General features: G+C 67.3%; 22 protein-coding genes. 11 read left to right on the top strand and 11 right to left on the bottom strand.

The features are described 5' to 3' along the window. Positions 1-32: 32 nt before the first annotated feature. The gene (locus tag M4578_RS10730) at positions 33-887 is read left to right on the top strand and encodes a DMT family transporter (RefSeq protein WP_258093416.1); all 855 of its coding nucleotides are present in this window, start codon (positions 33-35) and stop codon (positions 885-887) included. A 54-nt stretch (positions 888-941) separates the two neighbouring features. Here the strand turns inward: M4578_RS10730 and M4578_RS10725 are convergent, their stop codons facing one another. After that, complete coding sequence (locus M4578_RS10725) at positions 942-2,414, bottom strand: ABC transporter substrate-binding protein (RefSeq protein WP_258093415.1); 1,473 nt, start codon at positions 2,412-2,414, stop codon at positions 942-944. Positions 2,415-2,558: 144 nt separating this feature from the next. On the opposite strand from M4578_RS10725, the gene panB reads away from it, so the two are divergent. Next, entirely contained in the window at positions 2,559-3,392 is an 834-nt protein-coding gene (gene panB, locus M4578_RS10720) for a 3-methyl-2-oxobutanoate hydroxymethyltransferase (protein WP_258093414.1), read from the top strand. After that, on the top strand, positions 3,389-4,231 hold the full coding sequence (gene panC, locus M4578_RS10715; RefSeq protein WP_258093413.1) for a pantoate--beta-alanine ligase: 843 nt from the start codon (positions 3,389-3,391) through the stop codon (positions 4,229-4,231). The genes panB and panC overlap by 4 nt, the downstream gene beginning before the upstream one ends. 41 nt (positions 4,232-4,272) lie before the next feature. Here the strand turns inward: panC and M4578_RS10710 are convergent, their stop codons facing one another. Further along, positions 4,273-5,547 (bottom strand): acetylornithine deacetylase/succinyl-diaminopimelate desuccinylase family protein, encoded by a 1,275-nt coding sequence (locus M4578_RS10710; RefSeq protein WP_258093412.1) that lies wholly within the window; start codon positions 5,545-5,547, stop codon positions 4,273-4,275. 143 nt (positions 5,548-5,690) lie between these two features. After that, positions 5,691-6,641, bottom strand: coding sequence for a DUF2125 domain-containing protein (locus tag M4578_RS10705; protein WP_258093411.1), 951 nt, complete (start codon positions 6,639-6,641; stop codon positions 5,691-5,693). A 67-nt stretch (positions 6,642-6,708) separates the two neighbouring features. Here M4578_RS10705 and M4578_RS10700 point away from each other — a divergent pair, with 67 nt between their 5' ends. From M4578_RS10700 to serB, 4 genes are all read left to right on the top strand, one after another. Next, the gene (locus tag M4578_RS10700; protein ID WP_258093410.1) at positions 6,709-7,251 is read left to right on the top strand and encodes a gamma-glutamylcyclotransferase; all 543 of its coding nucleotides are present in this window, start codon (positions 6,709-6,711) and stop codon (positions 7,249-7,251) included. A 54-nt stretch (positions 7,252-7,305) separates the two neighbouring features. Continuing rightward, positions 7,306-8,517 carry a biopolymer transporter ExbB gene (locus tag M4578_RS10695; protein WP_258093409.1) on the top strand — a complete coding sequence of 404 codons (1,212 nt, stop codon included), beginning with the start codon at positions 7,306-7,308 and terminating at the stop codon, positions 8,515-8,517. Positions 8,518-8,520: 3 nt separating this feature from the next. After that, positions 8,521-10,383 carry a peptidoglycan -binding protein gene (locus M4578_RS10690; protein WP_258093408.1) on the top strand — a complete coding sequence of 621 codons (1,863 nt, stop codon included), beginning with the start codon at positions 8,521-8,523 and terminating at the stop codon, positions 10,381-10,383. Positions 10,384-10,519: 136 nt separating this feature from the next. Beyond that, positions 10,520-11,383, top strand: a complete 864-nt coding sequence (gene serB / locus M4578_RS10685; protein ID WP_258093407.1) for a phosphoserine phosphatase SerB — start codon at positions 10,520-10,522, stop codon at positions 11,381-11,383. Positions 11,384-11,443: 60 nt separating this feature from the next. On the opposite strand, the gene M4578_RS10680 is transcribed toward serB, so the two are convergent. Beyond that, on the bottom strand, positions 11,444-12,412 hold the full coding sequence (locus M4578_RS10680) for an asparaginase (RefSeq protein WP_258093406.1): 969 nt from the start codon (positions 12,410-12,412) through the stop codon (positions 11,444-11,446). Between the two features lie 191 nt (positions 12,413-12,603). Between M4578_RS10680 and M4578_RS10675 the strand changes: the two genes are divergently transcribed. Beyond that, positions 12,604-13,134, top strand: coding sequence for an invasion associated locus B family protein (locus M4578_RS10675; protein WP_258093405.1), 531 nt, complete (start codon positions 12,604-12,606; stop codon positions 13,132-13,134). A 115-nt stretch (positions 13,135-13,249) separates the two neighbouring features. Here M4578_RS10675 and arfB read toward each other — a convergent pair whose 3' ends face one another. The 6 genes from arfB to M4578_RS10645 form a co-directional block, all read right to left on the bottom strand. Next, a complete protein-coding gene (gene arfB, locus M4578_RS10670) occupies positions 13,250-13,672 on the bottom strand; it encodes an alternative ribosome rescue aminoacyl-tRNA hydrolase ArfB (RefSeq protein ID WP_258093404.1) in 423 nt (140 codons plus the stop codon). Between the two features lie 260 nt (positions 13,673-13,932). Further along, entirely contained in the window at positions 13,933-14,574 is a 642-nt protein-coding gene (locus M4578_RS10665; protein ID WP_258093403.1) for a queuosine precursor transporter, read from the bottom strand. Between the two features lie 65 nt (positions 14,575-14,639). Further along, a complete protein-coding gene (locus tag M4578_RS10660) occupies positions 14,640-15,551 on the bottom strand; it encodes an esterase-like activity of phytase family protein (RefSeq protein ID WP_258093402.1) in 912 nt (303 codons plus the stop codon). After that, positions 15,524-16,447: a penicillin-insensitive murein endopeptidase gene (gene mepA, locus M4578_RS10655; RefSeq protein ID WP_258093401.1), complete on the bottom strand. Its 924-nt coding sequence runs from the start codon at positions 16,445-16,447 to the stop codon at positions 15,524-15,526. Before mepA ends, M4578_RS10660 begins: the two co-directional genes overlap by 28 nt. Next, positions 16,444-17,814 carry an MFS transporter gene (locus tag M4578_RS10650; protein WP_258093400.1) on the bottom strand — a complete coding sequence of 457 codons (1,371 nt, stop codon included), beginning with the start codon at positions 17,812-17,814 and terminating at the stop codon, positions 16,444-16,446. Before M4578_RS10650 ends, mepA begins: the two co-directional genes overlap by 4 nt. A gap of 104 nt (positions 17,815-17,918) precedes the next feature. Then, positions 17,919-18,455, bottom strand: a complete 537-nt coding sequence (locus M4578_RS10645) for an acyl-CoA thioesterase (RefSeq protein ID WP_258093399.1) — start codon at positions 18,453-18,455, stop codon at positions 17,919-17,921. A gap of 128 nt (positions 18,456-18,583) precedes the next feature. Here M4578_RS10645 and M4578_RS10640 point away from each other — a divergent pair, with 128 nt between their 5' ends. The 3 genes from M4578_RS10640 (at position 18,584) to yaaA (ending at position 21,840) form a co-directional block, all read left to right on the top strand. Next, the gene (locus tag M4578_RS10640) at positions 18,584-18,868 is read left to right on the top strand and encodes a YggT family protein (protein WP_258093398.1); all 285 of its coding nucleotides are present in this window, start codon (positions 18,584-18,586) and stop codon (positions 18,866-18,868) included. A 91-nt stretch (positions 18,869-18,959) separates the two neighbouring features. Next, the gene (recQ, locus tag M4578_RS10635; protein ID WP_258093397.1) at positions 18,960-21,014 is read left to right on the top strand and encodes a DNA helicase RecQ; all 2,055 of its coding nucleotides are present in this window, start codon (positions 18,960-18,962) and stop codon (positions 21,012-21,014) included. 55 nt (positions 21,015-21,069) lie between these two features. Continuing rightward, complete coding sequence (yaaA, locus tag M4578_RS10630) at positions 21,070-21,840, top strand: peroxide stress protein YaaA (protein ID WP_258093396.1); 771 nt, start codon at positions 21,070-21,072, stop codon at positions 21,838-21,840. Here the strand turns inward: yaaA and M4578_RS10625 are convergent. Further along, a complete protein-coding gene (locus M4578_RS10625; protein ID WP_258093395.1) occupies positions 21,828-24,374 on the bottom strand; it encodes a hybrid sensor histidine kinase/response regulator in 2,547 nt (848 codons plus the stop codon). The genes yaaA and M4578_RS10625 overlap by 13 nt on opposite strands. Positions 24,375-24,424: the final 50 nt, after the last annotated feature.

Genomic DNA, 24,424 nt, shown 5'->3' with positions numbered 1-24,424 from the left:
CACCCGTCGCGCCAGGAGGGGAGGCCTGACCCATGCGGCTGTTTCTGCTGACCGCACTGACCATGCTGGCCTTTGCCGCCAATTCGCTGCTGAACCGTGCCGCGCTTGCCTCGGGCGGCATCGACGCGGTGAGTTTCGGGACGCTGCGCCTGCTCGCCGGGGCGCTCATGCTGGGGGCGCTGGTGCTGCTGCGGCATGGCGCGCTGCGACTGGGCGGGCGCGGCCGGCTGGCCGGGGTCGCGGGGCTGTTTCTCTATATCTATGGGTTTTCCGCCGCCTATGCCGGGCTGCCGGCCGGGCTTGGCGCGCTGCTGCTGTTCGGCATGGTTCAGGTGACCATGTTCGGCGGCAGCCTTCTGGGCGGCGAATGGGTGCCGCCGCGCCGCTGGCTGGGGGCGGGGCTGGCCTTTGGCGGGTTGATCTGGCTGCTCTGGCCGGGCGGCGGCGCCGCGCCCAGCCTCTCGCATGCGGTGGCGATGATCGTCGCGGGGATCGGCTGGGGCATCTATTCGCTGGCAGGGCGCCAGGCCGAGGTGCCGCTGGTCTCCGCCGCTGCGAACATGGTGCTGACGGCGGCACTGGGCGTCATCGTGCTGCTGGGCTTCGCTTTGGGCGGTGCGGTCGAAGGCGGCTGGACGCCCGAGGCCGTGGCGCTGGCGGTGCTGTCCGGGGCGATGACCTCGGGGCTGGGCTATGCGCTCTGGTACGCGTTGCTGCCGCGCATTCCGGGCACGGTGGCGGCGGTCGCACAATTGACCGTGCCGGTGATCGCGATGGCCGGCGGGATGCTCTTTCTTGGAGAGGTCCTGACCATGCGCTTCGTGCTCGCCGCCGCGCTGGTCCTGGGCGGCGTGGCGGTCTCCGTCGTGCCGCTGCGGCGGCGCTGACCGCCGGGCCGGTCAGGGAGGGCGTCTCGGCCCCCCCTTTCGGTCAAAGCGAGGTCACTCTTTCCAGCGCACCTTGGTCAAATCGGTCGCCTGGGTCGGCTGGTTCTGCCACAGCCCTTCCAGCCGGACATCCGCCACGGTCGGGAAGGCGAGCTGGAACAGATAGACGTTCACGTAATCCTCGGCGATCATCGTCTGCGCCTGCTTGAGCATCTCCGAGCGTTTGGCCGGGTCGGAGGTGGCCGACAGCTCTGCCATCAGTGCCTGAAACGCGGCGTTCTGATACTGGAAGTAATAATCGGGCCGGGCGTAGATACCGATGTCGAAGGGTTCGGTATGGCTGACGATGGTCAGGCCGAAATCCTTGCCGCGGAACACTTCCTCGAGCCATTGCGCCCATTCCAGATTGGTGATCTCGGTCTCGATCCCCACCGCGCGCAACTGCGCCGCCACGATCTCGCCGCCGCGCCGGGCGTAGGAGGGCGGCGGCAGTTTCAGCGTGGTGCTGAAGCCCTCGGGATAGCCCGCCTCGGCGAGCAGCGCTTTGGATTTCGCCGGGTCATAGTCGGACAGCCCCGTCAGATCGACGTAATCGGGGTTGTGCGGTGCGAAATGCGTGCCGATGGGGGTGCCCTGTCCGAACATGGCACCGTCGATGATGGCCTGCCGGTCAATGGCGTGCGCCACCGCCTCACGCACCTTCACATCCGCCAGCGGGCCGTTCTGGTTGTTCATCGCGAGGATCGTTTCGCCCTCGGTCGATCCCACCAGCACCTGAAAGCGGGTGTCGGCCTCGAACATCGGCAGATTCTCGGGGGCGGGGAAGCCCGCGAAGGCGTCGATGTCCTGCGCCATCATCGCCGCAAAGGCCGCCGTCGGGTCAGAGATGAAGCGGAAGGTGACATGCTCCAGCGCCGGCGCCGCGCCCCAATAGGCCGGGTTGCGCGCCAGTTCGATGCGGTCGCCGCCGACCCAGCGCTCGAAGGCGAAGGGGCCGGTGCCGACCGGGGTCTTCTGGATCTCGCCGATGCTTTCCGGCGCCACGATCACCGCGTCGCCCCAGGCCATGTTGAAGAGGAAATTGCCATCGGGTTCGGCCAGATCCACCTGCACCGTCAGCGGGTCGATCACCGTCACCTCGGCGATTCCGGCAAAGAGCGCCTTCTGGGCGTTCAGGCTGTCCTCGCCCCGGGCGCGGTCGAGGGTGAATTTCACATCCTCCGCATCCATCGTGGTGTCGTCGTGGAAGGTGACGCCATCGTGCAGATGGAAGACATAGCGCTTGCCGTCTTCCGAAATCTCCCAGCTCTTGGCGAGCCCGGCGACGATGGCCCCGGTTTCGGTGAACTTGGTCAGCCCTTCGAAGACATTCGAATAAAGCACGCTGTCGATGGCGCCGGCGGCGGCCGAGGTCGGATCGAGATGCGGCGGCTCGAGTTGCAGGGCGATGGTCAGGTCGCTTTGCTGGGCCATCGCGGCCTGGGCCGACAGCAGCAGCGCGGCAAGGCCGGTGCGGAAACGGGTCATGGGGCACTCCATTCTGGGCGGGCCGGGGGCCGGCGGTGGCGCAAGTGTGCGCAATTTCCCGGAGCATTCAAGCGGATGCGGGCTGGATTCACCCGGGCGGGGCTGCTAGACCGCGCCAGCCTTGTTGACGAAGAGGAGACGCCAATGAGCGCAACCGCGCATAAGACGGCGCCGATGCCAGACGACATCCGTGCCCGCAAGGGCGGCGCGCCGCTGGTCAGCCTGACGGCCTATACCACGCCCATGGCGCAACTCATGGACGCCCACTGCGATTTTGTGCTGGTCGGCGATTCCGTCGGGATGGTGCTGCACGGGCTGGAATCGACGCTCTCGGTGACCATGGAGATGATGATTCTGCACGGCAAGGCGGTCAAACGCGGCCTGAGCCGCGCGATGATGGTCGTCGATATGCCGTTCGGCTCTTACGAAGAGGGGCCGGCACAGGCGTTCCGCAACGCCGCCCGCCTGATGGCCGAGACCGGCGCTGCGGCGGTGAAGCTCGAGGGTGGCGTTGCCATGGCCGAGACAATCGCCTTTCTGGTCGCGCGCGGCGTGCCGGTGATGGCGCATATCGGATTGACGCCGCAGTCGATCAATACGCTGGGCGGCTACAAGGTTCAGGGCCGTGGCGCCGCGGCCGATCTGCTGCTGGCGGATGCGCAGGCGGTGGCCGGGGCAGGGGCCTTTGCGGTGGTGCTTGAGAAGGTGCCGGCGCGTCTGGCCGACCGGGTGACGGCAGAGCTGCCGATTCCCACCATCGGGATCGGTGCCTCCGCGGGCTGCGACGGGCAGATTCTGGTGGTCGATGACATGCTGGGGCTGTTCACCGCCTTCAAGCCGAAATTCGTCAAACGCTATGCGACGCTGGGCGAGCAGGCGGAGGCGGCGATTGCCGCCTATGCCCGCGAGGTCCGGGCGCGCGATTTTCCGGCGTCCGAGCATGTGTTCGCCGACGCCGTCCCGGGGGCAAAGGCATGACCGAGATCTTGCGGCAAAAACCGGCGCTTCGGGCGCGGGTGGCGGCGTGGAAACGCGCCGGCGAGCGGGTTGGTGTGGTGCCGACGATGGGCGCGCTGCACGCTGGGCATCTGAGTCTGGTCGAGGCGGCCAAGGCCGGATGCGACCGGGTGATCGTGACGATCTTCGTGAATCCCAAGCAGTTCAACAGCGCCAGCGATCTTGAGAACTATCCCCGCACCGAGGACGAGGACGCGGCAAAGCTCGCGCCCTTCGACGTGGATACGGTCTATGTGCCGGATCCCGAAGAGATCTATCCCGAGGGTTTTGCCACCCAGGTGTCGGTGGCCGGGCTGACGGAGGGGCTCTGCGGCTCCCACCGCCCGGGGCATTTCGACGGGGTGACCACGGTGGTTTCCAAGCTGTTCCTGCAAACCGGGGCCGACCGGGCCTATTTCGGCGAGAAGGATTATCAGCAGCTCCAGGTCGTGACGCGCATGGCCACCGATCTGGATATTCCGGTCGAGGTGATCGGCTGCCCGACCGTGCGCGAGACCGACGGGCTGGCGCTGTCGTCGCGCAACCTGCTGCTGCCGCCCGAGGCCCGCGCGGCCGCGCCGGCGCTGAGCATCGCGATGCGGGCGATGGCCGAGGGGCTTCTGGCGGGCGGCGAGATCGGCGCGCTGCGGGCGCAGGCCGAGGCGGCGGTGCTTGGCGCCGGATTCGAGACGCTGGAATATCTGGAGCTTCGGGCCGCGGACGGGCTTGCCCCGATGACGGTCGTGGACCGGCCCGCGCGGCTTTTGGCGGCGGCCTGGATCGGCGGCGTGCGGCTCATCGACAATATCCCGGTGGGGTAAGGCGCGCCCGGTGACGGCCCGTTCCGGCGCCGTGGGGTCGCTCAGCCCAGCAGCAGCCGCTCCAGGCTGCGCCCCATGACCCGGGCGCTGTCGAGCATATCGGTGACCCCGACCCACTCGTCGGGCTTATGCGCCAGCTCGAGCACGCCGGGCCCGTAGGCGATGCAGTTCTTCAGCTTGCCGATCCGGTCGATATGTTTCTGATCATAGCTGCCCGGCGAGGCCACATAGGTGGCCTCGGCCCCCAGCTCTTCGCGGATGGCGGCGGTGACCGTGGTCACCACCGGGGCGTCGCGCGCCGTCATCGAAGGGATCACGCGGTTCAACTCGCGGATCTCGTAATCGAAATTGGCGCGGCGGGCCTTGAGGTCCTCCAGCAGCCCGATCACCTCGTCGCGCACCCCTTCCACGGTTTCCTCGACGAGAAAGCGGCGGTCGATCACGATGCGGCAGCTGTCGGGCACGCAATGGGCGGGCAGGCCGGTGAAATCGGGCGGCTGCTCGGGCTGGCCGCCATGGATCGAGTTGATGTTCATCGTCGATTGCCGCGCGCCTTCGGGCACGACGGGCATCTCGGTATGCCGCGCCGCCATGGCGGGGAACAGACGGTCCTCGAAGGCGTCGAGCACGGCGCCCATATGCCGGACGGCGCAATCGCCGAGGAAGGGCATGGAGCCATGGGCGATCTCGCCCTTGGTCTCGATCTCGGCCCACCAGCCGCCGCGGTGGCCAAGGCAGATGCGGTCCTTGTTGAGCGGTTCGGGGATGATCACATGCTGCACCCGTTCGGGGGCGAAATACCCCTGCTCCGCCAGGTAGGCGACGCCTCCGTAGCCGCCGGATTCCTCATCCGCCGTGGCGCTGATCTCGATGGCGCCGGCATAGCCGGGATGGGTTTCCATAAAGGCTTCGGCCGCGATGATCGAGGCGGCCAGCCCGCCTTTCATGTCGCAGGCGCCGCGGCCATAGATCCGGTCGCCCTCCAGCGTGGCGCCGAACGGGTCGCGGGTCCAGCCATGGCCGACCTCGACCACATCGTGATGCGAGTTGAAATGCACGCAGTCGCCGTTTCGCGTGCCCTCGTGCCGGGCGACGAGATTCCAGCGCGGATAGCGGTCGCTGTCGCCGGGGGCGCCATGCGCGCGGATCATCTCGCAGGCAAAGCCGCGCCCCGCGAGGCGCTTTTGCAGATAGGCGCAGACCGCGTGATAATTCTCGCCCGGCGGATTCAGCGTCGGGATGCGGATCAGGTCCTGGGTCAGCGCGATCAGCTCGTCGCGCTTGCCCTCGATGCGTTGGGAAAGAGTGCCGCTCATGCCGGCAGTCTTTCCGGGATCGCCCGGTTGCGCAAGATGGTTCGGCAGCGGCGGGGCCGTGGAATTCTGGCGCAACGCGGGTCACCAGGATTTTTCGGACGAAAAATCCTGGTGACAGAAAATTCGGATGAATTTTCTTGGGTCTAGCGAAGGCGCGGAGCGGGGCCGAGGGGCAGGAAGCCCAGCCAGGTCTTGCCGTCGCGAAACTCGAAGGTCAGGTCGATGGTGTCGCTCCGTCCCGAGAGACCGGCGAGAAGCTGCGCCGTGCCCTCGATCAGCGACAGGATCTCGGGCGGAACGCGGCCGGCCTTGCGCTCGGCGGCGATGGCCTCGTCCATATTCTCGACCCGCAGCGACAGCCTGCCGTCCAGACGCCCGCTCCGGTCCACATCGACCGCGCCCGTCGCGGCGAGCCGCAGCGCATCCTTGCCGATCTCGGCCCGGGCGATCTCGATCCGCGCCGGCCGGGCCTCGGCATAGTCTTCCAGGCGCAGCGGCTCTTCGAAGGTGACCACGCTGTCGAGCCTGAGCCCGTCGTCGCTGCCGCCGGGCAGCGCCGCGCCGCCTGTGGCGATGCCGGTCGCGTTCACCGCGATGCGATAGCTCCGGTCGCCCGCTTCGGTGCGGGCGATTGCGGCGGTCAGCCCCGACAACGCCAGCGGTGCCTCGCCGGAGATGTTCAGTACCTCCGCTTCGGCATTGGCCCGCAAAAGCGCGCCGTTCTCCCGCACCAGGCTGGCCCGCAGCCCCTGCCCGGCGATCTCGGTGCGCGCGCCGTCCCGGATCAGGGTTTGCGTGTCGGGAAAGGCGACGATCACGTGATCGCGGTTGTAGACCATCTGCAGGACCTGCAGGAACGGCGCCTCCCAGACGGTGTTGGTCTTGGGGTTTGCCAGAACCGGCGCGGTGAAGGTTGTGTCGAGCCGGTTGGGAAAGCCCTGGATCGAAAGATCCTCGTAAGACGCTTCCCATCCCTCGGCCCGGCGGTCCTCGAACCAGCTTTCGATGGACTGGCGCTGCGCATAGGCCGCCCAGACCCAGTAGCCCGACCAGGCCAGCGCCGCCGCGATCACCAGAAGTGTCAGACGTTTCACCGAGGCGCCCCCTTTTATGGCCTTGCCGGATGGTGTTTACAGCCGGGCAAAGGAAAGGACCAGAACCATGGCGCTATGGGTCTTCGGGTACGGCTCGCTTTTGTGGAACCCGGGTTTCGAGGTGGCCGAGCAGGCCCACGCCCTGCTGCCGGATTATCACCGCAGCTTCTGCATGCGCTCGATCCACCATCGCGGCACCGAGGCGGATCCCGGGCTGGTGCTGGCGCTCGACGAGCGGCCCGGGGCGCTGTGCGAGGGGCTGGCGCTGAAAGCGGCCGAGGGACAGGAGGCGGCGACGCTTGCCTATCTGCGCGAACGCGAACTGGTCTCGTCCGCCTATCTGGAAAAGGTTCTGGAGGTCGATCTGCGCGACGGGCGGCGGATCGAGGCGGTGACCTATGTGATCGACGCCGATCATGTGCAGTATTGCGGCGGGCTGCCGCTGGAAGAACAGGCGGCGATCATCGCTCGGGCGGTGGGCGGGCGTGGCCCGAACACCGAATATCTCTACAACACCGCCGGGCATCTCGAGGAATTGGGCATCCCCGATGCGGAACTGCACTGGTTGCGCGATCGTGTGCGGCAACTGACGGATAACCGCTTGGCTTGAAACATCCGCCGCAATAGGCTCGGGCCAACGCGAATAACCCCGTCAGGGTCCAAAATGGACAAGCCCGACCTCGAGGCCGAGCCGCATTTCAGTCAACCGTTTCGCCAGATCGCGCTGATGCTGGCGGTGCTCGGCCTGTCCGGGGCCGGGGCCTTTCTCGCCCTGCCGCGGGTGCTGCCGGTGTTTGAGGCGAACCCCTGGTTGAACGGTGTCATCCTCTTCGTCTTCGTGCTGGGGGTCGTGGCCTGTTTCTGGCAGATGGGACAGCTCGTGCAGTCTGTGCGCTGGATCGAGGGGTTTGCCGGCGACCGCGATGCAGGCGCGCAGGCGCCGCGCCTGCTGGCGCCGCTCGCCGCGCTGCTGCGCCGCCGCGACCGGCGGATGCAGATCACCACGACCTCGACCCGCTCGATCCTCGACTCGGTGGCCACGCGCATCGACGAGGCGCGCGAGATCACCCGCTACATCGTCTCGCTGCTGATCTTCCTGGGGCTGCTCGGCACGTTCTACGGGCTTGCCACCACGGTGCCCGCCCTGGTCGATACGATCCGCAGTCTCGCCCCCGCCGAGGGCGAGAGCAATATGGACACGTTCTCGCGCCTGATGTCGGGGCTCGAAAGCCAGCTTGGCGGCATGGGCGTGGCCTTTGCCTCGTCGTTGCTGGGGCTGACAGGCTCGCTGATCGTCGGGCTGCTGGAGCTGTTCGCCGGGCATGGGCAGAACCGGTTCTACCGCGAGCTGGAGGAATGGCTGAGCTCGATCACCAAGCTCAGTTTCTCCGGCGAGGGAGAGAGTGGCGGTGAGGCCGGGATCGTGGCGCAGGTGCTCGACCAGATGACCGATCAGATGGAACGTCTGACGCTCATGTTCGCCCGTACGCAGGAAGGTCAGAACGAGGTCGATGCGCGGCTGGGCCAGCTTGCGGATTCGCTCGAGCGCATGACCGAACGGCTGGAGGCCACGGCGCCGTCGTCCAATTCTCTCGCACGCATCGCCGAGGGGCAGGAGCGGCTGGCCGAGGTGCTGGCCGAGCGTGAGACCGCCGAAGGGCTCGACGCGGAAAGCCGGATGCGGCTGCGTTCGATCGACGTGCAGATGCTACGGCTGCTGGAAGAGGTCTCGGCCGGGCGGCAGGAGAGCATGGCCGAGCTGCGCACAGATCTGACTGCGCTGAACCGGACGCTTGGCAAGCTTGCCAGCCAGCCGCAGCCGCAGTCGGTGACCATCCGCCCCGTGCGCCCCGGCGGCAACAAGGGCGGAACCTGATCCATGGCCTTGTCGCGACGCACCGGCGCGCGGTTCCAGGCCAATATCTGGCCCGGTTTCGTCGATGCGATGACCGGGCTGCTGCTGGTGCTGATGTTCGTGCTGACCATCTTCATGGTCATCCAGTCGGTGCTGCGCGACACGATCACCGGGCAGGAAAGCCAGCTCGACCGGCTGTCCTCGGAGGTGGCGCAGCTTGCGGAGAAACTCGGCCTGCAAGAGCGGCGCAACACTGCGCTGACCAACCGGCTGGGTGAGCTGGAGACGACGCTGAGCGATGCCGAGACGCGGCTTGTCGAACAGCAAAGCATCATCTCCGCCCTGACCGATACCCGCGACCGGCAGGCCGGAGAGCTGGCGGCCGCGCAGGACCGGATCGCCTCGTTCGAGGAACAGGTTGCCACCCTGCTGTCCGAGCGCGACACGGCGCGCGGCGCGGTGGCGGATCTGACCGCCACGCGCGACGAATTGCAGGCGGCCCGCGAGGCGCTGATGTCGGAGCGCGACGCGCTCGATCTTGCGCTGGCCTCGGCGCGTCAAGAGGTCGATGCGCAGGAAGAGGCGGCGCGCCTCGCTGCCGCCCGGCGCGAGGCACTGGAAGCGCTGGTGCAGGATTTGCGCGCGCAGGCCGCCGCGCAGGAGACCGCGATGGGCGGGCTCTCCGCGCAGGTGGTCGAGCTTCAGCAAGCACTGAGCGAGGAAGAGGCGCAGCGGCTGGCCGAGGCCGAAGCGGCGGCGGCGCTGCGCCAGCGGCTGGAGAATGCGGATGCCGAACTCACGGCGATGACCATGGCGCTGGAGGAACAGCGCCGACAGGCCGAGGAGACGCTGACCCTGCTGGCCGCCGCACGCGAGGCCGAGGACGATCTCAACGCCAGGCTGGCGGCGGCGCTGGTGCAGCAGGGCGAGACGGCCAAGGCGCTGGCCACCGCCCGCGAGGCGGCAGGCGATGCGGAGGGGGTGCAGGCGCGGCTGCAAGCGGCGCTGGCCGCGCAGGGCGATGCCGAGCTGACCTCGGAGACGCTGCGCGATCGTCTGGCCGCCGCGCTGGCGGCGCAGAAGGCCGCCGAGGCGGAGGCCGCAGCGCGGCTGTCGGAGGCCGAACAGCGCGCGGTGCTGCTGGCGCAGGCGCGCTCGGAGCTGGATGCGACCGAGGCGCGCGCGGGCACGGCCGAGAAGCAGACCGAGCTTCTGAACCAGCAGGTCGCGGCGCTGCGGAGGCAGCTCGGCGAGTTGCAGGCGCTGCTCGACGATTCCAGGGCGCGCGATGCGGCGGCGCAGGTGCAGGTGCAGAACCTCGGTTCGGAACTGAATGCGGCTCTGGCGCGCGTGGCCGCCGAGGAGCGGCGGCGGCGGCAGCTCGAAGAGGAAGAGCGCAAGCGGCTGGAAGCCGAGACCAAGGATCTGGAGCGTTATCGCTCCGAGTTCTTCGGGCGGCTGCGCGATGTGATCGGCAGCCAGGAAGGCATCCGTATCGAGGGCGACCGCTTTGTCTTCTCCTCCGAGGTGCTGTTCGCGCCGGGCGAGGCGGAGCTGTCCACGGCTGGCGAACGCGAGATCGCCAAGATCGCGGGCATCCTGCGCCGGGTGATGGACGACATCCCCGATGGCATCGACTGGGTGCTGCGGGTCGACGGCCATACCGACAATATCCCGCTGCGCCCCGGCGCGGCCTTTGCCGATAACTGGGAGCTGAGTCAGGCGCGGGCGCTGTCGGTGGTGCGCTATCTGGTCAATTTCCTCGGCATCCCGCCGGAACGGCTCTCGGCCAACGGCTTTGGTCAGTACCAGCCCATCAACCCCGCCGACACGCCCGAGGCGCGGGCGCAGAACCGGCGGATCGAGCTGAAGCTGACCGAGCGCTGACGGCGCGGTCGTGGTGGGCAGGATTGCCCACCCTACGGACGGGATCGGCGGGCAGGATGGACCACCCCACGCGGGGCTGGCCAAAGGCGCCGCGTCGTGCCAGAAGCGCCTCGCATCGGATCCGGAGGCTCTGCCCATGTATATCGTCTCGCTCATCGCCCGTCCGGGAACGCTCGAAACCGCGCTGGTCTCGGCCTTGCGCAACGCTTTGGGCGGCGGCGAGGCGCTCTGGCTGGCGCGCGGCGAGGCGGCGGAGTTTCCGCTGGAGACCGTGCCGGGCCATTTCGAGGACCTCCGCGCCTCGGTCGCCGATCAGGCCGACCTGAACCTGTTGCCCGCCGTGGGGCGGCGCAAGCGGATGCTGCTGGCGGATATGGATTCGACCATGATCCAGCAGGAATGCATCGACGAGCTGGCCGAGGAGGCGGGTGTCGGCGCGCATGTGAAGGACATCACCGCGCGGGCAATGAACGGCGAGCTGGATTTCGAGGGCGCGCTGACCGAGCGCGTGGCGCTGCTGCGCGACCTGCCGGAAAGCGTGATCGACAAGGTGCTGGCCGAGCGCATCACGCTGATGCCCGGCGGCAAGACGCTGGTGGCGACGATGAAGGCGCAGGGGGCCTATACGGCCCTGGTCTCGGGCGGCTTCACCGCTTTTACCGCGAAGGTGGCGGCGCTTGTGGGCTTCGACGAGAACCGCGCCAACACGCTGCTGACCGAAGGCGGCAAGCTGAGCGGCGACGTGGCCCGCCCGATCCTCGGGCGCGAGGCCAAGATCCGCGCGCTGGAGGAGATCACCGCGCGGCTGGGCATTGCCGAGGAAGATGCGATTGCGGTGGGCGACGGGGCCAACGATCTGGGCATGCTGGGCCGCGCGGGGTTCGGCGTGGCGCTGCACGCGAAACCCTCGGTGCAGGCGCAATGCGCGTTGCGGGTGAACCACGGCGACCTGACCGCGCTGCTCTACCTTCAGGGCTATATGCAGGACGATTTCGCGTAGGGTGGGCAATCTGCCCACCGCTCCGGGATGCATCAGCGAATGGTGGGCAGATTGCCCACCCTACAGCACCGCGCGGATCTCGCCGGTGACGATGCCGCGCTTGTTGCGGATCTCGGGGTTCAGAAAGCGCTTCACATCCGGGTGGCCCGCGTCGAGCACCCCCAGCTGCACCAGAATGGCGGCAAAGGCGGCTTCCGAGGCGCGGGTGGCGCCATCGGCGATCTTGAGCGCCACACCCAGCCCGCGCTGCGGCAGGATGGCGATGAAATACCCCTCCGCCCCGGTCTTGATCGCCACCGGCTCTTTCGCGGCGCGCATCAGCAGCGTGCAGGCACGGCCCTCGCCCGCGACCAGCAGGGGATGGGCGATCATCGCCTCGACCAGACGCGCGGCGGCCCGGCTGAGCGTGTCGTCGCGCTGCCCCGCCCCGGCATACCAGGCCATGGCGCGGGCCATGCCGTGCATGGTGGTGGCGAAATTCGGCGCCGAGCAGCCGTCGATGCCGAAGCCGGGGCTGTCCTGCCCGGTCACCGTCTCGAACGCCTCTTTCACCGCTGTCTGCACCGGGTGGTCGGGCTCCACGTATTCCGGCCCCGCGCCCAGATGCCGGGCCAGCGTCAGAAAGCCCGCGTGTTTGCCCGAGCAGTTGTTGTGCACCTGGCAGGGGCTCTGCCCGTCGCGGATCATCGCGAAGCGCAGCTGCTTGTCGCGCGACGGCTCCGGCCCGCAGCGCAGGTCGTCGTCGCCAAGCCCCAGATCGGCGAGCCAGGCGGTCACCGCCGCCACATGCACCGGCGCGCCCTGATGCGAGGCGCAGGCCAGCGCCAGCTGCGGCACGGTCAGCCCGTGCGTGTCGGCGGCGCCCGAGGCCACCAGCGGCAGCGCCTGAATCATCTTGGCCGAGCTGCGCGGCAGGATCAGCGCCTCGGGATCGCCCCAGGCCCGGACGATCTGCCCCGCGCTGTCGCAGATCACCGCATGGCCGCTGTGAAAGCTCTCGGCGAGCGGTCCACGGTGGATTTCAACCATAGGTTCTGGCGCGCCAGGCATCGGTGGACCTCACATCTAAGCGATAACTTGCCAACGGGGGGTTTATGATCACGTGTTTTTCAGGCTATCCTCCCGCCGTCGAGTAGAAAATGGTTGCGCTTGTGAATAAGCCGGAACAGGTAAGGCGCTGACCGCAGGCATTGAGGCAAGGACAGCTGGAGGCTGCAGGTATGAAGTCATTTCTCGGTGGAGTTCTGGGCGGAGCCCTTCTGGCGTTTGCCGCGACGGCGTCGCTGGCCCAGGAAGAAAGCCAGAACCGTGTGAACGCGATCACCGACTGGTCCGTGTTCGAAGGCAACGACCCGCGCGAGTGCTGGGCCGTGACCACCTACAAGGAAAGCGTGAACACCAAGGACGGCCGCGTCGTCTCGGTGCGGCGGGGCGACATCCTGCTGATGGTGTTCTATCGTCCGGGCGCCAATGTGTCGGGGCAGGTGGCCTTTACCGGCGGCTATCCCTTTGCGAACGGCTCGACGGTGAATGTGAACATCGGCGGCTCGGAGTTCGAGCTGTATACCGAGGGCGAATGGGCCTGGCCCGCGACCCCGCAGGAAGACAGCAAGATCATCACCGCGATGAAGCGCGGCTCCGATGCGGTGCTGACCGCGCGTTCCGGGCGCGGCACGCTGACCAAGGACACCTTCTCTCTGCTGGGCTTTACCGCCGCGGTCGAGGATGCGGAGAAGCGCTGCTCGAACTGAGCGCGCTGCGGCGTCTGTCGTCATGAGACACTGGACCCGGCTTTGGCGGGGGCGGGGCGAAGCGTGGCAAGGAGCGGCGCTTCCCGATGCGCACCGCGCCCGACGCTTCCGGGCCTCAGCCGTCGGGCGTGATCTTTCCGCGTAGGGATTTCACCTCGCCACGCGCCTTTTTCGCGTCCAGCCGGCGGCGTTTCGAACCGAGCGTCGGCTTGGTCGGGATCCGGCGCCGGGGTTTTTCCAGCGCCTTCCGAATCAATTCCGCCAGCCGCTCGCGGGCGATCTCGCGGTTGCGCGCCTGGCTGCGGGTCTCATCCACCTGCAACACGATCGCGCCCTCCTTCGTCCAGCGGCGCCCCGCCAGTTTGCGCAGCCGGGTCTTCACCGGTGCGGGCAGGTTGGGCGAGCGTTCGGCCTCGAAGCGCAGCTCGACGGCGGTGGACACCTTGTTCACATTCTGCCCGCCGGGGCCGGAGGCGCGGATGAACTGCTCGGTGATTTCCCAGTCTTCGATATGGATGTGGTCGGTGATCGTCAGCATGAGACAGTATTAGCACGAAAAGAAATGGGCCGCCCTGCCTGTCGGGCGACCCATTCGAGACGTCAAGGAGGCGTGCCGGTTAGGCAATGCCAATTCGGGTTTCCTTTACGCCAGGGGCTGCCCTAGCGCTCTGCCCTCCGAACTGTTCCGACACCTCTCTCCAATGTTTCTCTAGACACTGGATCACCTCCTTTCAGCTGTTGAAAAACGCAAGTTCAGGGTGCCATGGAAAGGCACATCCTCAAAACGTTTTCTGTAGCTCAGGCCGGTGCGCGGGCGGAAAGTGCCTTCGAAACGATCAAACGGAAAGGCACGAGCGCGATGATGGCAAGCGAGAGTTTCACCAGCCAGTCGGCAACGCCAAGCGACACCCAGAGCGGCACCATCGGCCCGGCGCCCAGCATCGGCAGCGCCTCGCCAGCCCAGCTCACATCGTTGGACGGCTCGAGGAAGGTCAGCGTGCCGGAGAACGCGATCGTGAAGAAGATCGCCGTGTCGAGAGAGCTGCCCACCAGCGTCGAGGCCAGCGGCGCGCGCCACCAGGAGCCTTCACGCAGCTTGTCGAAGATCGCCACGTCCATGAGCTGGGCGGTGAGGAAGGCCAGCCCCGAGCCCAGGGCGATGCGCAGCGTCACCGCCGGATAGGTGTAGCCGTCGCCCTGAAGCATGATCTGCGTGCCGATCAGCGAGCAGATCACGCCCACGATGAAGCCGAAGAACACCACCTTGCGTGCGGCAGGCGCGCCGTAGAGGCGGTTCATCACATCGGTGACGAGAAAGGCGAAGGGATAGGTGAAGGCACCCCAGGTCAGCCACTGTCCGAACAGGAACTGCACGAGGATGTTGGAGGCCAGCACGATGATGGCCATGGCAAGAATGCCGGGAAGATGTTTGCGCGTCATGATCTGTGACCCGTTTTGACAAGGTTGCGGGGACTTGGTCCGCCCGGATCGGCGGACGCGTCCCCTTAAGGCTTGTCCTGCGGTGACGCAAGCGATTCCGGCACCGTGTATTCGACGAACTGTGTGCGCTGGAAGGCGTTGAAATTGTCGTCCGAGATCATCGTGAGCCGGATCGCCCCGCCATCCTCGCGCCAGACCGACAGCCCTTCGAGGTTGTCGTGGCGCAGGAGATGGCTTTCGAACAGCGTGGTTTCGCCGTCCAGACCGGTGTCGGTCATGTCGAAGCGGCGCACCCGGCTGCGGAAGCCGAAGCCGGTGAATTCCCGTTCCAGAAGGTAGAAGCGCCCGTCCGGGCCGATGTCGGCGCCCACCGCCAGAAAGCCGCCCCGGCGGGGAATCTCGAAGGGCTGGGTCCAGCCCCGGCCGTCGTAGCGCCAGACCGGAAAGGGCCGGGTCAGCTCGCCCGAGCGTTCGGGCAGGGTGTAGAGCCGGCCTTCGGCGTCGATGGCCAGTGCTTCCAGGCCGGAATTGCCCTGAAGGTTCTGGAACGCCTCGGCGCGTGGAAGCCGGGTGGCCACGCCCTGCGCGTCATAGACCCAGACGCGGCCGCGCCCCTCGAAGGACACGAAGCGCCGCCCGTCGGGCGCCACCGCAAGCCCCTCGGAATCGCCGAGATGGGTGCGCTGTTCGCGGCCCTTGGTGTCGAGCAGCGGCGCGAGCGGCCCGGCCTCGACGCCCACGATCTGGCCGTTCTCGCGCAGCAGCCGGCCCGAGACGATGCCGGCCCGGTCGCTGATCGCGGTGAAGCGGCTGCCGTCCTCCGAGAGTTCGAGGCCCGAGAATCCGCCGAACGCCGGATCGGCGCTTTTCCAGGTGAAGCTGCCGGAGAAACGGGCCTCGCCGCCGCTGGCCGCGGCGGCAAGCGCCAGAAACCCCGCCAGTGCCGCGCTTATTGCGCCGCGAGTACGGAGGCGCATTGAGCCGGAAGGTCTCCCATGGTGAGTTCGCGCTTGGGCTGGGGCTTGGGCGCGTTCGGGTCGGGCGGCGGCGGGTTCAGGATGTTGTTCACCCAGGCCTGCGCATCGGCGCAGCCGTCGCCGGCGGGCGGCGGCGTCTGATCGACGCAGCCGGCGGCCCCTGCGGGGCAGTTCAGCCGGACGTGGAAATGATAGTGGTGCCCGTACCAGGGCCGGATCTTGCGCAGCCAGGCACGGTCGCCCGTTTCATCGTTGCACATCTGCACCTTGGCGCCGGGGAAGACAAAGATCCGTGCGACACGCGGGTCCTTGGCGGCAGCCTTGATGATCTCGTGATGCGCACGGGTCCATTTGTCGTTGGTATAGGCGCCCGACGACCGCCACATGGAGATCGACGAGATATTCTCGCGCGCATCGGTGCTGAGGGTCAGGTCGTTGGCCGGGCGCATCCAGATATCGGCATCGAGTCCGATCTGGTGGCTGGCATGGCCCGAGGTCATCGGGCCACCGCGCGGCTGGCTCAGGTCGCCGATATAAAGCCCGTTCCATCCCGGCTGGGCGGCCGCCTTGCGCGACAGATCTTCGAGAAAATCGACCAAGACCGGATGCCCCCAGTTGCGGTTGCGGCTGAGCCGCATCGCCTGCCAGGTGGGGCCCGACTGGGGCAGTTGCACGCCCCCGGCAAGGCAGCCCTTGGCATAGCTGCCGTAAGACGCGGCTTTTTGCGCCGAGCTTCGGTGTTCTGCGCCGAACAGCGCCTTGGCGTTCTTCGTCGAAAGCACGCCGGTGACGCGCGGCTGCACGGTTTGCTGTTTCGCGGCGGGCGTGGGGCGCTCTCCACCGCAGCCGGTCAGGGCGGTGGCGGCCAGGGCGAGGGCGAAGAGGGTGCGGATCATGCTGCTCGGTCTCCGTCTGGTTGCACCCAGCGTAGCAGAACCAGCCCCCCGAGGAAAAGGAAGATCACCGGCAGAAAGCCGAACTGATTGCTTTGTGTCCAAAGCGTGAAGAAGGTGATCAGCGCCGGCGCGAGGAAGGCGGTGGCCTTGCCGGTCAGCGCGAAGAGGCCGAACGCCTCGGCGGCGCGGTCGCGGTCGGTGTGGCGCACCATCATCGAGCGCGACGCGGAATAAAGCGCGCCGCCGGCGCCGCCGATGATCGCGCCGCAGAGATAGAAGACGATGTCGGGCAGGGCCGAGCCTTCGGGCAGCGTGACAAACAGGATATGGTCGCGCGACATGCCGATGATGACGATCCCGACCAGGATCAGCAGCCAGATGCTGGTCAGGATGACCGGTTTCGGTCCGAACCGCTGGTCGGCGATCCCCCCGGCCCAGGACAGGACCGCCGCGGCGATCGCCGCGATGATGCCGAAGACGCCGATCTGTGTGATCTCCCAGCCCAGAACCAGCCGGGCATAGATCCCGCCATAGGCGTAAAGCGCGGCCAGCGAATCTCGGTAGAGCATCGAGGACAGCAGGAAGCTGCGGTAGGAGGGCCGCTCGGCCATGTCGCGCAGGCTGGCGCGCAGGCCGCGCAGGATCTGGCCGGTGCCGGGGCGCTCCTGCCGTACGCCTTTCGGATCGCGGTTCCACAGGAAGAAGGGCACCATGAAAAGCGCGAACCACAGCGCGATGAACGGCCCGACGAAGCGGGTGCCCTCGCGCGTCTCGGGATCGAGACCGAAGGCCGGGGCAAGCCCGATCAGTGTGGTGCCGGTGGTGGTCTCGGCAAAGAACAGCAGCATCAGGAACAGCGAGACGACACCGCCCCAATAGCCGAAGGCCGAGGCGCTGCCGCTGATGCGCCCCACCTCCTCGGGTGTGCCGAGGCTGGGCAGGGTGGCGTTGTTCAGGTTGAAGGCGGATTCGCTGGCGGTGAAACCGACCCAGAAAGCGATCAGCGCCAGCATGAGCCCGGTTCCATCCGGATGCAGCCCCCAAAGCGCGGCAGCACAGATCACCGCCAGGCCGGTAAAGCCCCAGAACCACGGCATCTTGCGCCCCGAGGCATCGGCCCAGGCGCCCAGCAGCGGTGCGGTGAAGGCGATGAACAGCCCGGAGACGGTCTGCGCCGAGGACCAAAGCCCCTGCGCCTGTGCCTTGGCGGCGTCCTCGGCCATGCCGGTGCCGAGGAAATATTCGGCGGCGACAGCAGCGAAATAGGGGCTGAAGATGAAGGTCAGGCCCAGCGTCGCATAGGGCTGCTGCGCCCAGTCGAAAAACATCCAGCCCCAGATGCGTCGGCGCGAAGATTGCCAGGCCATGCTACCCCCCCTGTGTCCGGCGCGATAGAACAGGCGGGGGTGGAGGGTGGCAAGCCGAAATGCGCCGCAGCGGCGGCACGCGGGGGCGGATGCCTGCCGCACGGTCAGTCGCGCGCCGGCGGCCAGGGGCGTTCGTCTTCCGCCCGGAGCCAGTGCTGCACCCAGATCGGCAGTTCGGGCGACACCGGATCGGCCCCCAGCGCCGCCATCACCCTGTCGGTGGTCACAATGCCTTTGCGATCGGTCACGGCGGCGCGGTAGACGGCCTGGTTGGCACATTCCCCGTCGGTCTTCCACAGGCTTTGCTCGATATAGAGAAAGCGGTGGTCCCAGCCGATCAGCCGCGAGCGCATCTCGATCTTTTCGAACGTCTGGATGCGGCGGCGATAGCGCACCACGACCCCCGCCATGGTCATCCGCCAGCGTTCGCGCTTGAGCGCGGCCATCAGCCCCGCGCGCATCGCCAGCGGGAAGCGCCCGAGATCGAGCAGCGTCAGGGTGCGGCCGTTGTTCAACTCGTTCCACATATCCAGATCCCAGGGCCAGCACATGTGATGCGAGACATGCACGCCGTTGGGCTCCAGCGGCGGCAGCTTGCGGGTGAGCCAGATCTCTTTGGCCATGCGGATAAACGGATACATCGGCACCTCCTTCTGCCGCCAAAAAGCGCCCGCCGCGCCGCAGCGTCAACCAAGACCTCGCGGCACTCTTGCCCTCGCGGCCAGGGATGCTTACCTCTGACCCCGTTCAGGCAAAGGAAACGACACCGATGATGGCGATTTACGGCCCGCTGAAGCTGATCCTCGATGTGATCTTCTTCATCATGATTGTGCATATCATCATGAGCTGGCTCATCAATTTCAACGTGCTGAACCTGCGTCAGCCCATCGTCGGCCAGATCTGGACCGGCCTCAACCGTCTGCTGGAGCCGATCTATCAGCCGATCCGCCGCATCCTGCCAAACACGCATCCGCTGGATCTGGCGCCGCTGGTGCTGTTCATCATCATCATCTCGCTGCGCGACTACATCCTGCCGACGCTGTTCTTCGGATGATTTTTCCGCCGCCTGCGGCCTTGTTCACCAAATCTTAGTATGAGACTGTCTGGGATAGAGCAGATTTAGCTAAAATCCCGCAGGTTTTCTCATGCCCCGCGATCATATGCCCGGTGAGGCATTGCTGAAAGAGGTCTTCGGATTCGACGCCTTCCGCCCCGGTCAGGGCGAGATCGTCGAAGCGGTGGCGCGTGGGCAGAACGTGCTGGCGATCATGCCCACGGGCGGCGGCAAGTCGCTATGCTATCAGCTTCCGGCGCTGATGCGCGGCGGGGTCACTGTGGTGATTTCGCCGCTGATTGCGCTGATGCGGGATCAGGTGCGCGGGCTTCGCGAGGCGGGGGTCGCCGCCGGCGCGCTGACCTCGGGCAACACCCAGGAAGAAACCGACGCGGTTTGGGACATGCTGTCCGAGGGCACGCTGAAACTGCTTTATCTGGCGCCGGAACGGCTTGCCTCGGGCGGGGCGCAGCGGATGCTGGCGCAGGCAGGCGTGAGCCTCATCGCGGTCGACGAGGCGCATTGCGTCTCGCAATGGGGCCACGATTTCCGCCCCGACTACCTGCGCATCGGCGAGCTGCGCCGTGCGCTGGGCGTGCCGCTGGCGGCCTTCACCGCCACCGCCGATCAGGAAACCCAGGGCGAGATCGTCCAGCGGCTCTTTGATGGCGAGGCGCCGCAGACCTTTCTGCGCGGTTTCGACCGGCCGAACATCCATCTGGCCTTCATGCCCAAGGACGGCCCGCGCGCGCAGATCCTGCGCTTTGCCGCCGCGCGCAAGGGCCGGTCGGGCATCGTCTATTGCGGCACACGGGCCAAGACCGAAAGTCTGGCCCAGGCGCTGCGCGAGGACGGGCACAGCGCCTGCTACTACCACGGCGGGATGGAGGCCGAGGACCGTCGCCGCGTGGAAGAACGTTTCGCCACCGAGGACGGGCTGATCGTGGTCGCGACGGTGGCTTTCGGCATGGGGGTGGACAAGCCCGATATCCGCTGGGTGGCCCATGCGGATCTGCCCAAGTCGATCGAGGCCTATTATCAAGAGATCGGCCGTGCCGGGCGCGACGGGGCGCCGGCGGAAACGCTGACGCTTTACGGTGCCGACGACATCCGCCTGCGCCGGGCGCAGATCGACGAGGGCATGGCGCCGCCCGAGCGCCGCGTCGCCGATCATGGCCGGCTGAACGCGCTCTTGGGGCTGGCCGAGGCGCTGGGCTGCCGGCGCCAGCAGCTCTTGCGCTATTTCGGGGAATCCTCCGAGCCCTGCGGCAATTGCGATCTCTGCGACAAGCCGCCCGAGGTGTTCGACGGCACCGAGGCGGTGCGCAAGGCGCTGTCGGCGGCCCTGCGCACGGGCGAGAATTTCGGCGCCGGGCATCTGATCGACATCCTGCTCGGCAACGAGACCGACAAGGTGCGCCAGCGGCGGCACGATCAATTGCCGACCTTCGGGGTCGGGCGGGATCTGAAGAAAGGCCAGTGGCAGGCGGTATTCCGGCAGATGATGGGCCGCGATCTCGTGCGCCCCGATCCCGAGCGCCATGGCGCCTTGGTCATGACCGACGACGCCCTGCCGATCCTGCGCGGCGAGGAGAGCATCCAGCTCCGCCGTGACGTGATCGACCGCGCCGCCGAGCGCCGCCCGCAGGTCAAGACGCTGGTCTCGGAGGAAGACGCGCCGCTGCTTTCGGCGCTGAAGGCCAAGCGCCGGGCGCTGGCCGAGGCGGCCTCGCTGCCCGCCTATATGATCTTTCCCGACCGCACGCTCATCGAGATGGCCGAGGCGCGGCCCGCCACGCTCGACGATATGGCGCGGATCAACGGGGTGGGGGCGAAGAAGCTCGAACGCTACGGCGCCGAATTCCTGTCGGTCATCACCGGCGACACCGAAGAGATGCACCCGACGCGGCGGCGGCTCGCCGGCAGCGAGGCCGGGTCGGTCTATGATGCGCTGATGGCCGCGCAGGCGGATCTGGCCCGCGGCGCCGATGGCACGGAAAAGCCGCTGTCCTGTTCGGCGTCGCTGCTGGCCAAGGTGGCGCAGATGCCCGCCGGGCGTCCGGACGAGATGGCCCGGCTGCTGGGCGAGCGCCGGTTCGAACGGTTCGGTCCGGCTTTTCTGGACGTGCTGAACGAAGCGCATTAGATCGGGGGAAGCATTCGGGAAGCCGAATGTCATGAACCGAAGGGGGATATGAGACATGCTGGTTGTGGTGTCTCCGGCCAAACGGCTGGACTGGTCGGAACGCGATGTGGAGATGACCGAACCGCGCTTTGGCGCGGATGCGGTGCGGCTGGCGAAGACGGCGCGCAACCTCTCGCTGGGCGATCTGAAATCGCTGATGAAGCTGTCCGACGATCTTGCCAAGCTGAACCGCGACCGGTTCCGCGATTTCGCGGAAACCCCCGACCCCGAGACGCTGCGCCCCGCCGCGTTGGGCTTTGCCGGCGACACCTATCAGGGGCTTGAAGCCGCCTCTCTCGACGCGGACGAGATGGCCTGGGCGCAGGATCATCTGCGCATTCTCTCGGGGCTCTACGGCCTGCTGCGCCCGCTTGACGGGATCCAGCAGTACCGGCTGGAGATGGGATCGCGGCTGAAGACGCGGCGCGGGGCCTCGCTTTACGACTATTGGGGCGACCAGATCGCAAAGGCGTTGAACGACGAGGCGGTGACTCTGGGCACCGATGTGCTGGTGAACTGCGCCAGCCAGGAATATTTCGGCGCGGTGGATGAGACGGCGCTGCGGCTGCGGGTGATCACGCCGCAGTTCCTCGAGGACAAGAGCGGCACGCCGAAGATCGTCAGCTTTTACGCCAAGCGCGCCCGGGGCGCGATGGCGCGCTACATCGTGCAGCACCGGCTGACCGACCCGGCGGCGCTGCGCGATTTCGACAGCGGCGGCTATGCCTATTCCGAAGCGCTGTCGACGCCGGACAAGCCGGCCTTCGTGCGTCCCTACGGCGACTGAGCCCGGACCCCGCCCCATTTCTGCAAAAGCGCCATCAACTCGGATTTGCGCAGCGGTTTGGTGAGGTAATCGTCGAGCCCCGCGGCCAGAATGCCGTCGCGGTCGCCGGCCATGGCATGGGCGGTGACCGCGATGATCGGAACGCGGGGGCCGTCCCCTTCCAGGGCGCGAATTTCGCGGGTGGCCTCCTTGCCGTCCATCCGGGGCATCGAGATGTCCATGAAGATCAGGTCGGGACGCGCCTCGCGATAGGCGGCCACCGCCTCGATCCCGTTGCCGGCAAGGCGCAGGTCGAGCGGCAGGCCCAGACGCTGCACCATCTTGCGGAAGACAAGCTGGTTCGTGCGGTTGTCCTCGGCCAGAAGCACGCTGAGCGTGGCCGCATCGGCCGAGACCTGCGGCTCGGCGGTACGGTGATGGAAGGCGGGCAGGGGGTCTGCCTGCGGAGCGGGGTCCGCACTTGCGCCCGGCACCGTTTCCAGCGCGGCAAAGAGCGCACGCCGCGGCGCCGGCTTCTGTAGCACCGCCCGCACGCCGAGCGCCTTGGCCTCGGCCGCGATGGTCTGGGGGTCCGGCGCCAGCAGGATCATCGGCGGGCCGGAGGGCGTCTGCCGCAGCCGTTGCGCCAGCTCGGTGCCGGTCATGTCCGGCAGCTCCTGCGCGGCGATCACCAGATCCGGCGGATCGGACATATGGTCGAGCGCTTCGCCGCCGGTCTTGCACACCCTGGCCCGCAGCCCCACACCTTCGAGCTGCCGCAGCAGGATCGCCCGGTTCAGCGCGTGGTCATCGACCAGCAGCACCCTGTGTAGCCCGGCGGGCAGCAGGGGGTTCTGAAGCTCGCCCGGCTCGTCCAGCACCAGCGGCAGGCGCAGGCCGAAACACGATCCCTTGCCCGGTTCGGATTCGGCCCAGATCTCGCCCCCCATGAGCTGCACCAGCCGCCGGGTGATCGCGAGGCCCAGGCCGGTGCCCTCGAACTGGCGATTGCGGTCGTCCTCGGCCTGATTGAACTCGCCGAAGACATGGGCGATCTTGTCGGGCGCGATGCCGATCCCGGTGTCCTCGACCGTTACATGCACCGCGGCGCTGCCCGTCGCGTCGGCGGCGCCGGTCACCCGTACCAGCACATGGCCCTCGATGGTGAATTTCACCGCGTTGCCGACGAGATTGGTGAGGATCTGCCGCACCCGGCCCGGATCGCCGGTGAAATGGGTGGGCAGGAACAGGTCGTAATCGACCAGCAGGTCGATGCCCTTGTGCCGCGCGCTGGGTTGCAGCAGCAAGAGCACCTCATGCACCGCGTGTTCCAGATCGAAGGGCTCGGATTTCAGCTCGAGCTTCTCCGCCTCGATCTTGGAATAGTCCAGAATGTCGTTGATGATCACCAGCAGCGCCTCGCCCGAGCTGCGGATGGTATCGACATAGAGCAACTGTTCGTCCGACAGCCTGGATTCGCGCAGCAGCTCGGCCATGCCGACCACCCCGTTCATCGGCGTGCGGATCTCGTGGCTCATATTGGCGAGAAAGGCCGATTTGGCGCGGTTCGCCGCCTCCGCGCGCTGCTTGGCCTCTTCCAGCTCGAGCTGGGTTTGCTTGATGTCCGAAATGTCGATGCGCAGCCCGACCCGGCCGCCATCGGAGAGCGGCCGCTCGTAGATCCGCAGCCAGCGCCCGTCGTCGAGCTGCTGTTCCAGCTCTTGTACCGCATCGCGATGGGCCGCGAGTCGTATCTCGAGCCAGTCCTCCTCGCGGCCCACCGCCTCGGGATACTGGCCCTGCTCCAGACCATAGCGCAGGATGTCCTCGAAACTGGCGCCGGGCACCATCGCGGGGGCGCTGGTCTCGTAGATCCGGCGGTAAGGCTCGTTGCACATCAGCAGCCGGTCCTCGGCATCGTAGATGACAAAGCCGTCGGGCAGCTCTTCGATGGCCGACCACATGCGCATCAGCTCGGTGATGTTGAAGCAAAGCGAGACGATACCGCCATCGGGCATGTGCCGGTCCTGGATCTTGATGAACTGGCCGCTCCAGAGGCGGATCGTCTCGGAGGGGATCGGGTCGCGGTCCCAGCGGGCGATCATCCGCTCGTGCCAGGCGCGGCGGCCCTCGCCCTGAAGATCGACGATCCCTTCCTCGACCATCATCTCCAGAACGTGGCGGTAGCTGGCGCCCGGCCCGACCGAGTCGAGATCCTCGAAAGGAGCGAGATAGGCGGGGTTGGCCAGCTCCATCAGCCGGTCGGCGCTGAACATGGCAAAGCCGTCGCGCATGGTCTGCAACGCCTTCCAGAGCTGCCCCTCGACCAGCTCGATCTTCTGATGCGCCTGACCGAGCTGGGATTTCACCAGGCGGTTCTCGGTCCGGACCTCGGTGATCTCGGCACGGGTTTCGTGGATCTCGTGGCTGAGCGCGCGGGCGTGTTTGTCGAGCTTGCGATTGGCCGCAAACAGCTCGGCCTGCTTGAGTTCAAGCAGACGCTCCGCCGCCAGCCGCGCGCGGCGTTCCTCGGCCAGTCGTGCCGTGAGACTCATGCCCTCGTCGCCTCCTTGAGCGGCGGCAGGATGGGGCGGGTTTGGTGAAG

Origin of the sequence: Salipiger pentaromativorans (assembly GCF_024721115.1) — a bacterium.
In the GTDB taxonomy this organism is placed as follows: Bacteria; Pseudomonadota; Alphaproteobacteria; order Rhodobacterales; family Rhodobacteraceae; genus Salipiger; species Salipiger pentaromativorans.
Note: the sequence above shows the minus strand (reverse complement) of the source record. Positions and strands in the feature narration are given on the sequence as shown.

Coding starts and splice junctions, on each gene's coding strand:
- M4578_RS10730 (WP_258093416.1), top strand. CDS start 33: ATGCGGCTGTTTCTGCTGACCGCACTGACCATGCTGGCCTTTGCCGCC.
- M4578_RS10725 (WP_258093415.1), bottom strand. CDS start 2,414: ATGACCCGTTTCCGCACCGGCCTTGCCGCGCTGCTGCTGTCGGCCCAG.
- panB (WP_258093414.1), top strand. CDS start 2,559: ATGAGCGCAACCGCGCATAAGACGGCGCCGATGCCAGACGACATCCGT.
- panC (WP_258093413.1), top strand. CDS start 3,389: ATGACCGAGATCTTGCGGCAAAAACCGGCGCTTCGGGCGCGGGTGGCG.
- M4578_RS10710 (WP_258093412.1), bottom strand. CDS start 5,547: ATGAGCGGCACTCTTTCCCAACGCATCGAGGGCAAGCGCGACGAGCTG.
- M4578_RS10700 (WP_258093410.1), top strand. CDS start 6,709: ATGGCGCTATGGGTCTTCGGGTACGGCTCGCTTTTGTGGAACCCGGGT.
- M4578_RS10695 (WP_258093409.1), top strand. CDS start 7,306: ATGGACAAGCCCGACCTCGAGGCCGAGCCGCATTTCAGTCAACCGTTT.
- M4578_RS10690 (WP_258093408.1), top strand. CDS start 8,521: ATGGCCTTGTCGCGACGCACCGGCGCGCGGTTCCAGGCCAATATCTGG.
- serB (WP_258093407.1), top strand. CDS start 10,520: ATGTATATCGTCTCGCTCATCGCCCGTCCGGGAACGCTCGAAACCGCG.
- M4578_RS10680 (WP_258093406.1), bottom strand. CDS start 12,412: ATGGTTGAAATCCACCGTGGACCGCTCGCCGAGAGCTTTCACAGCGGC.
- M4578_RS10675 (WP_258093405.1), top strand. CDS start 12,604: ATGAAGTCATTTCTCGGTGGAGTTCTGGGCGGAGCCCTTCTGGCGTTT.
- arfB (WP_258093404.1), bottom strand. CDS start 13,672: ATGCTGACGATCACCGACCACATCCATATCGAAGACTGGGAAATCACC.
- M4578_RS10665 (WP_258093403.1), bottom strand. CDS start 14,574: ATGACGCGCAAACATCTTCCCGGCATTCTTGCCATGGCCATCATCGTG.
- M4578_RS10660 (WP_258093402.1), bottom strand. CDS start 15,551: ATGCGCCTCCGTACTCGCGGCGCAATAAGCGCGGCACTGGCGGGGTTT.
- mepA (WP_258093401.1), bottom strand. CDS start 16,447: ATGATCCGCACCCTCTTCGCCCTCGCCCTGGCCGCCACCGCCCTGACC.
- M4578_RS10650 (WP_258093400.1), bottom strand. CDS start 17,814: ATGGCCTGGCAATCTTCGCGCCGACGCATCTGGGGCTGGATGTTTTTC.
- M4578_RS10645 (WP_258093399.1), bottom strand. CDS start 18,455: ATGTATCCGTTTATCCGCATGGCCAAAGAGATCTGGCTCACCCGCAAG.
- M4578_RS10640 (WP_258093398.1), top strand. CDS start 18,584: ATGATGGCGATTTACGGCCCGCTGAAGCTGATCCTCGATGTGATCTTC.
- recQ (WP_258093397.1), top strand. CDS start 18,960: ATGCCCCGCGATCATATGCCCGGTGAGGCATTGCTGAAAGAGGTCTTC.
- yaaA (WP_258093396.1), top strand. CDS start 21,070: ATGCTGGTTGTGGTGTCTCCGGCCAAACGGCTGGACTGGTCGGAACGC.
- M4578_RS10625 (WP_258093395.1), bottom strand. CDS start 24,374: ATGAGTCTCACGGCACGACTGGCCGAGGAACGCCGCGCGCGGCTGGCG.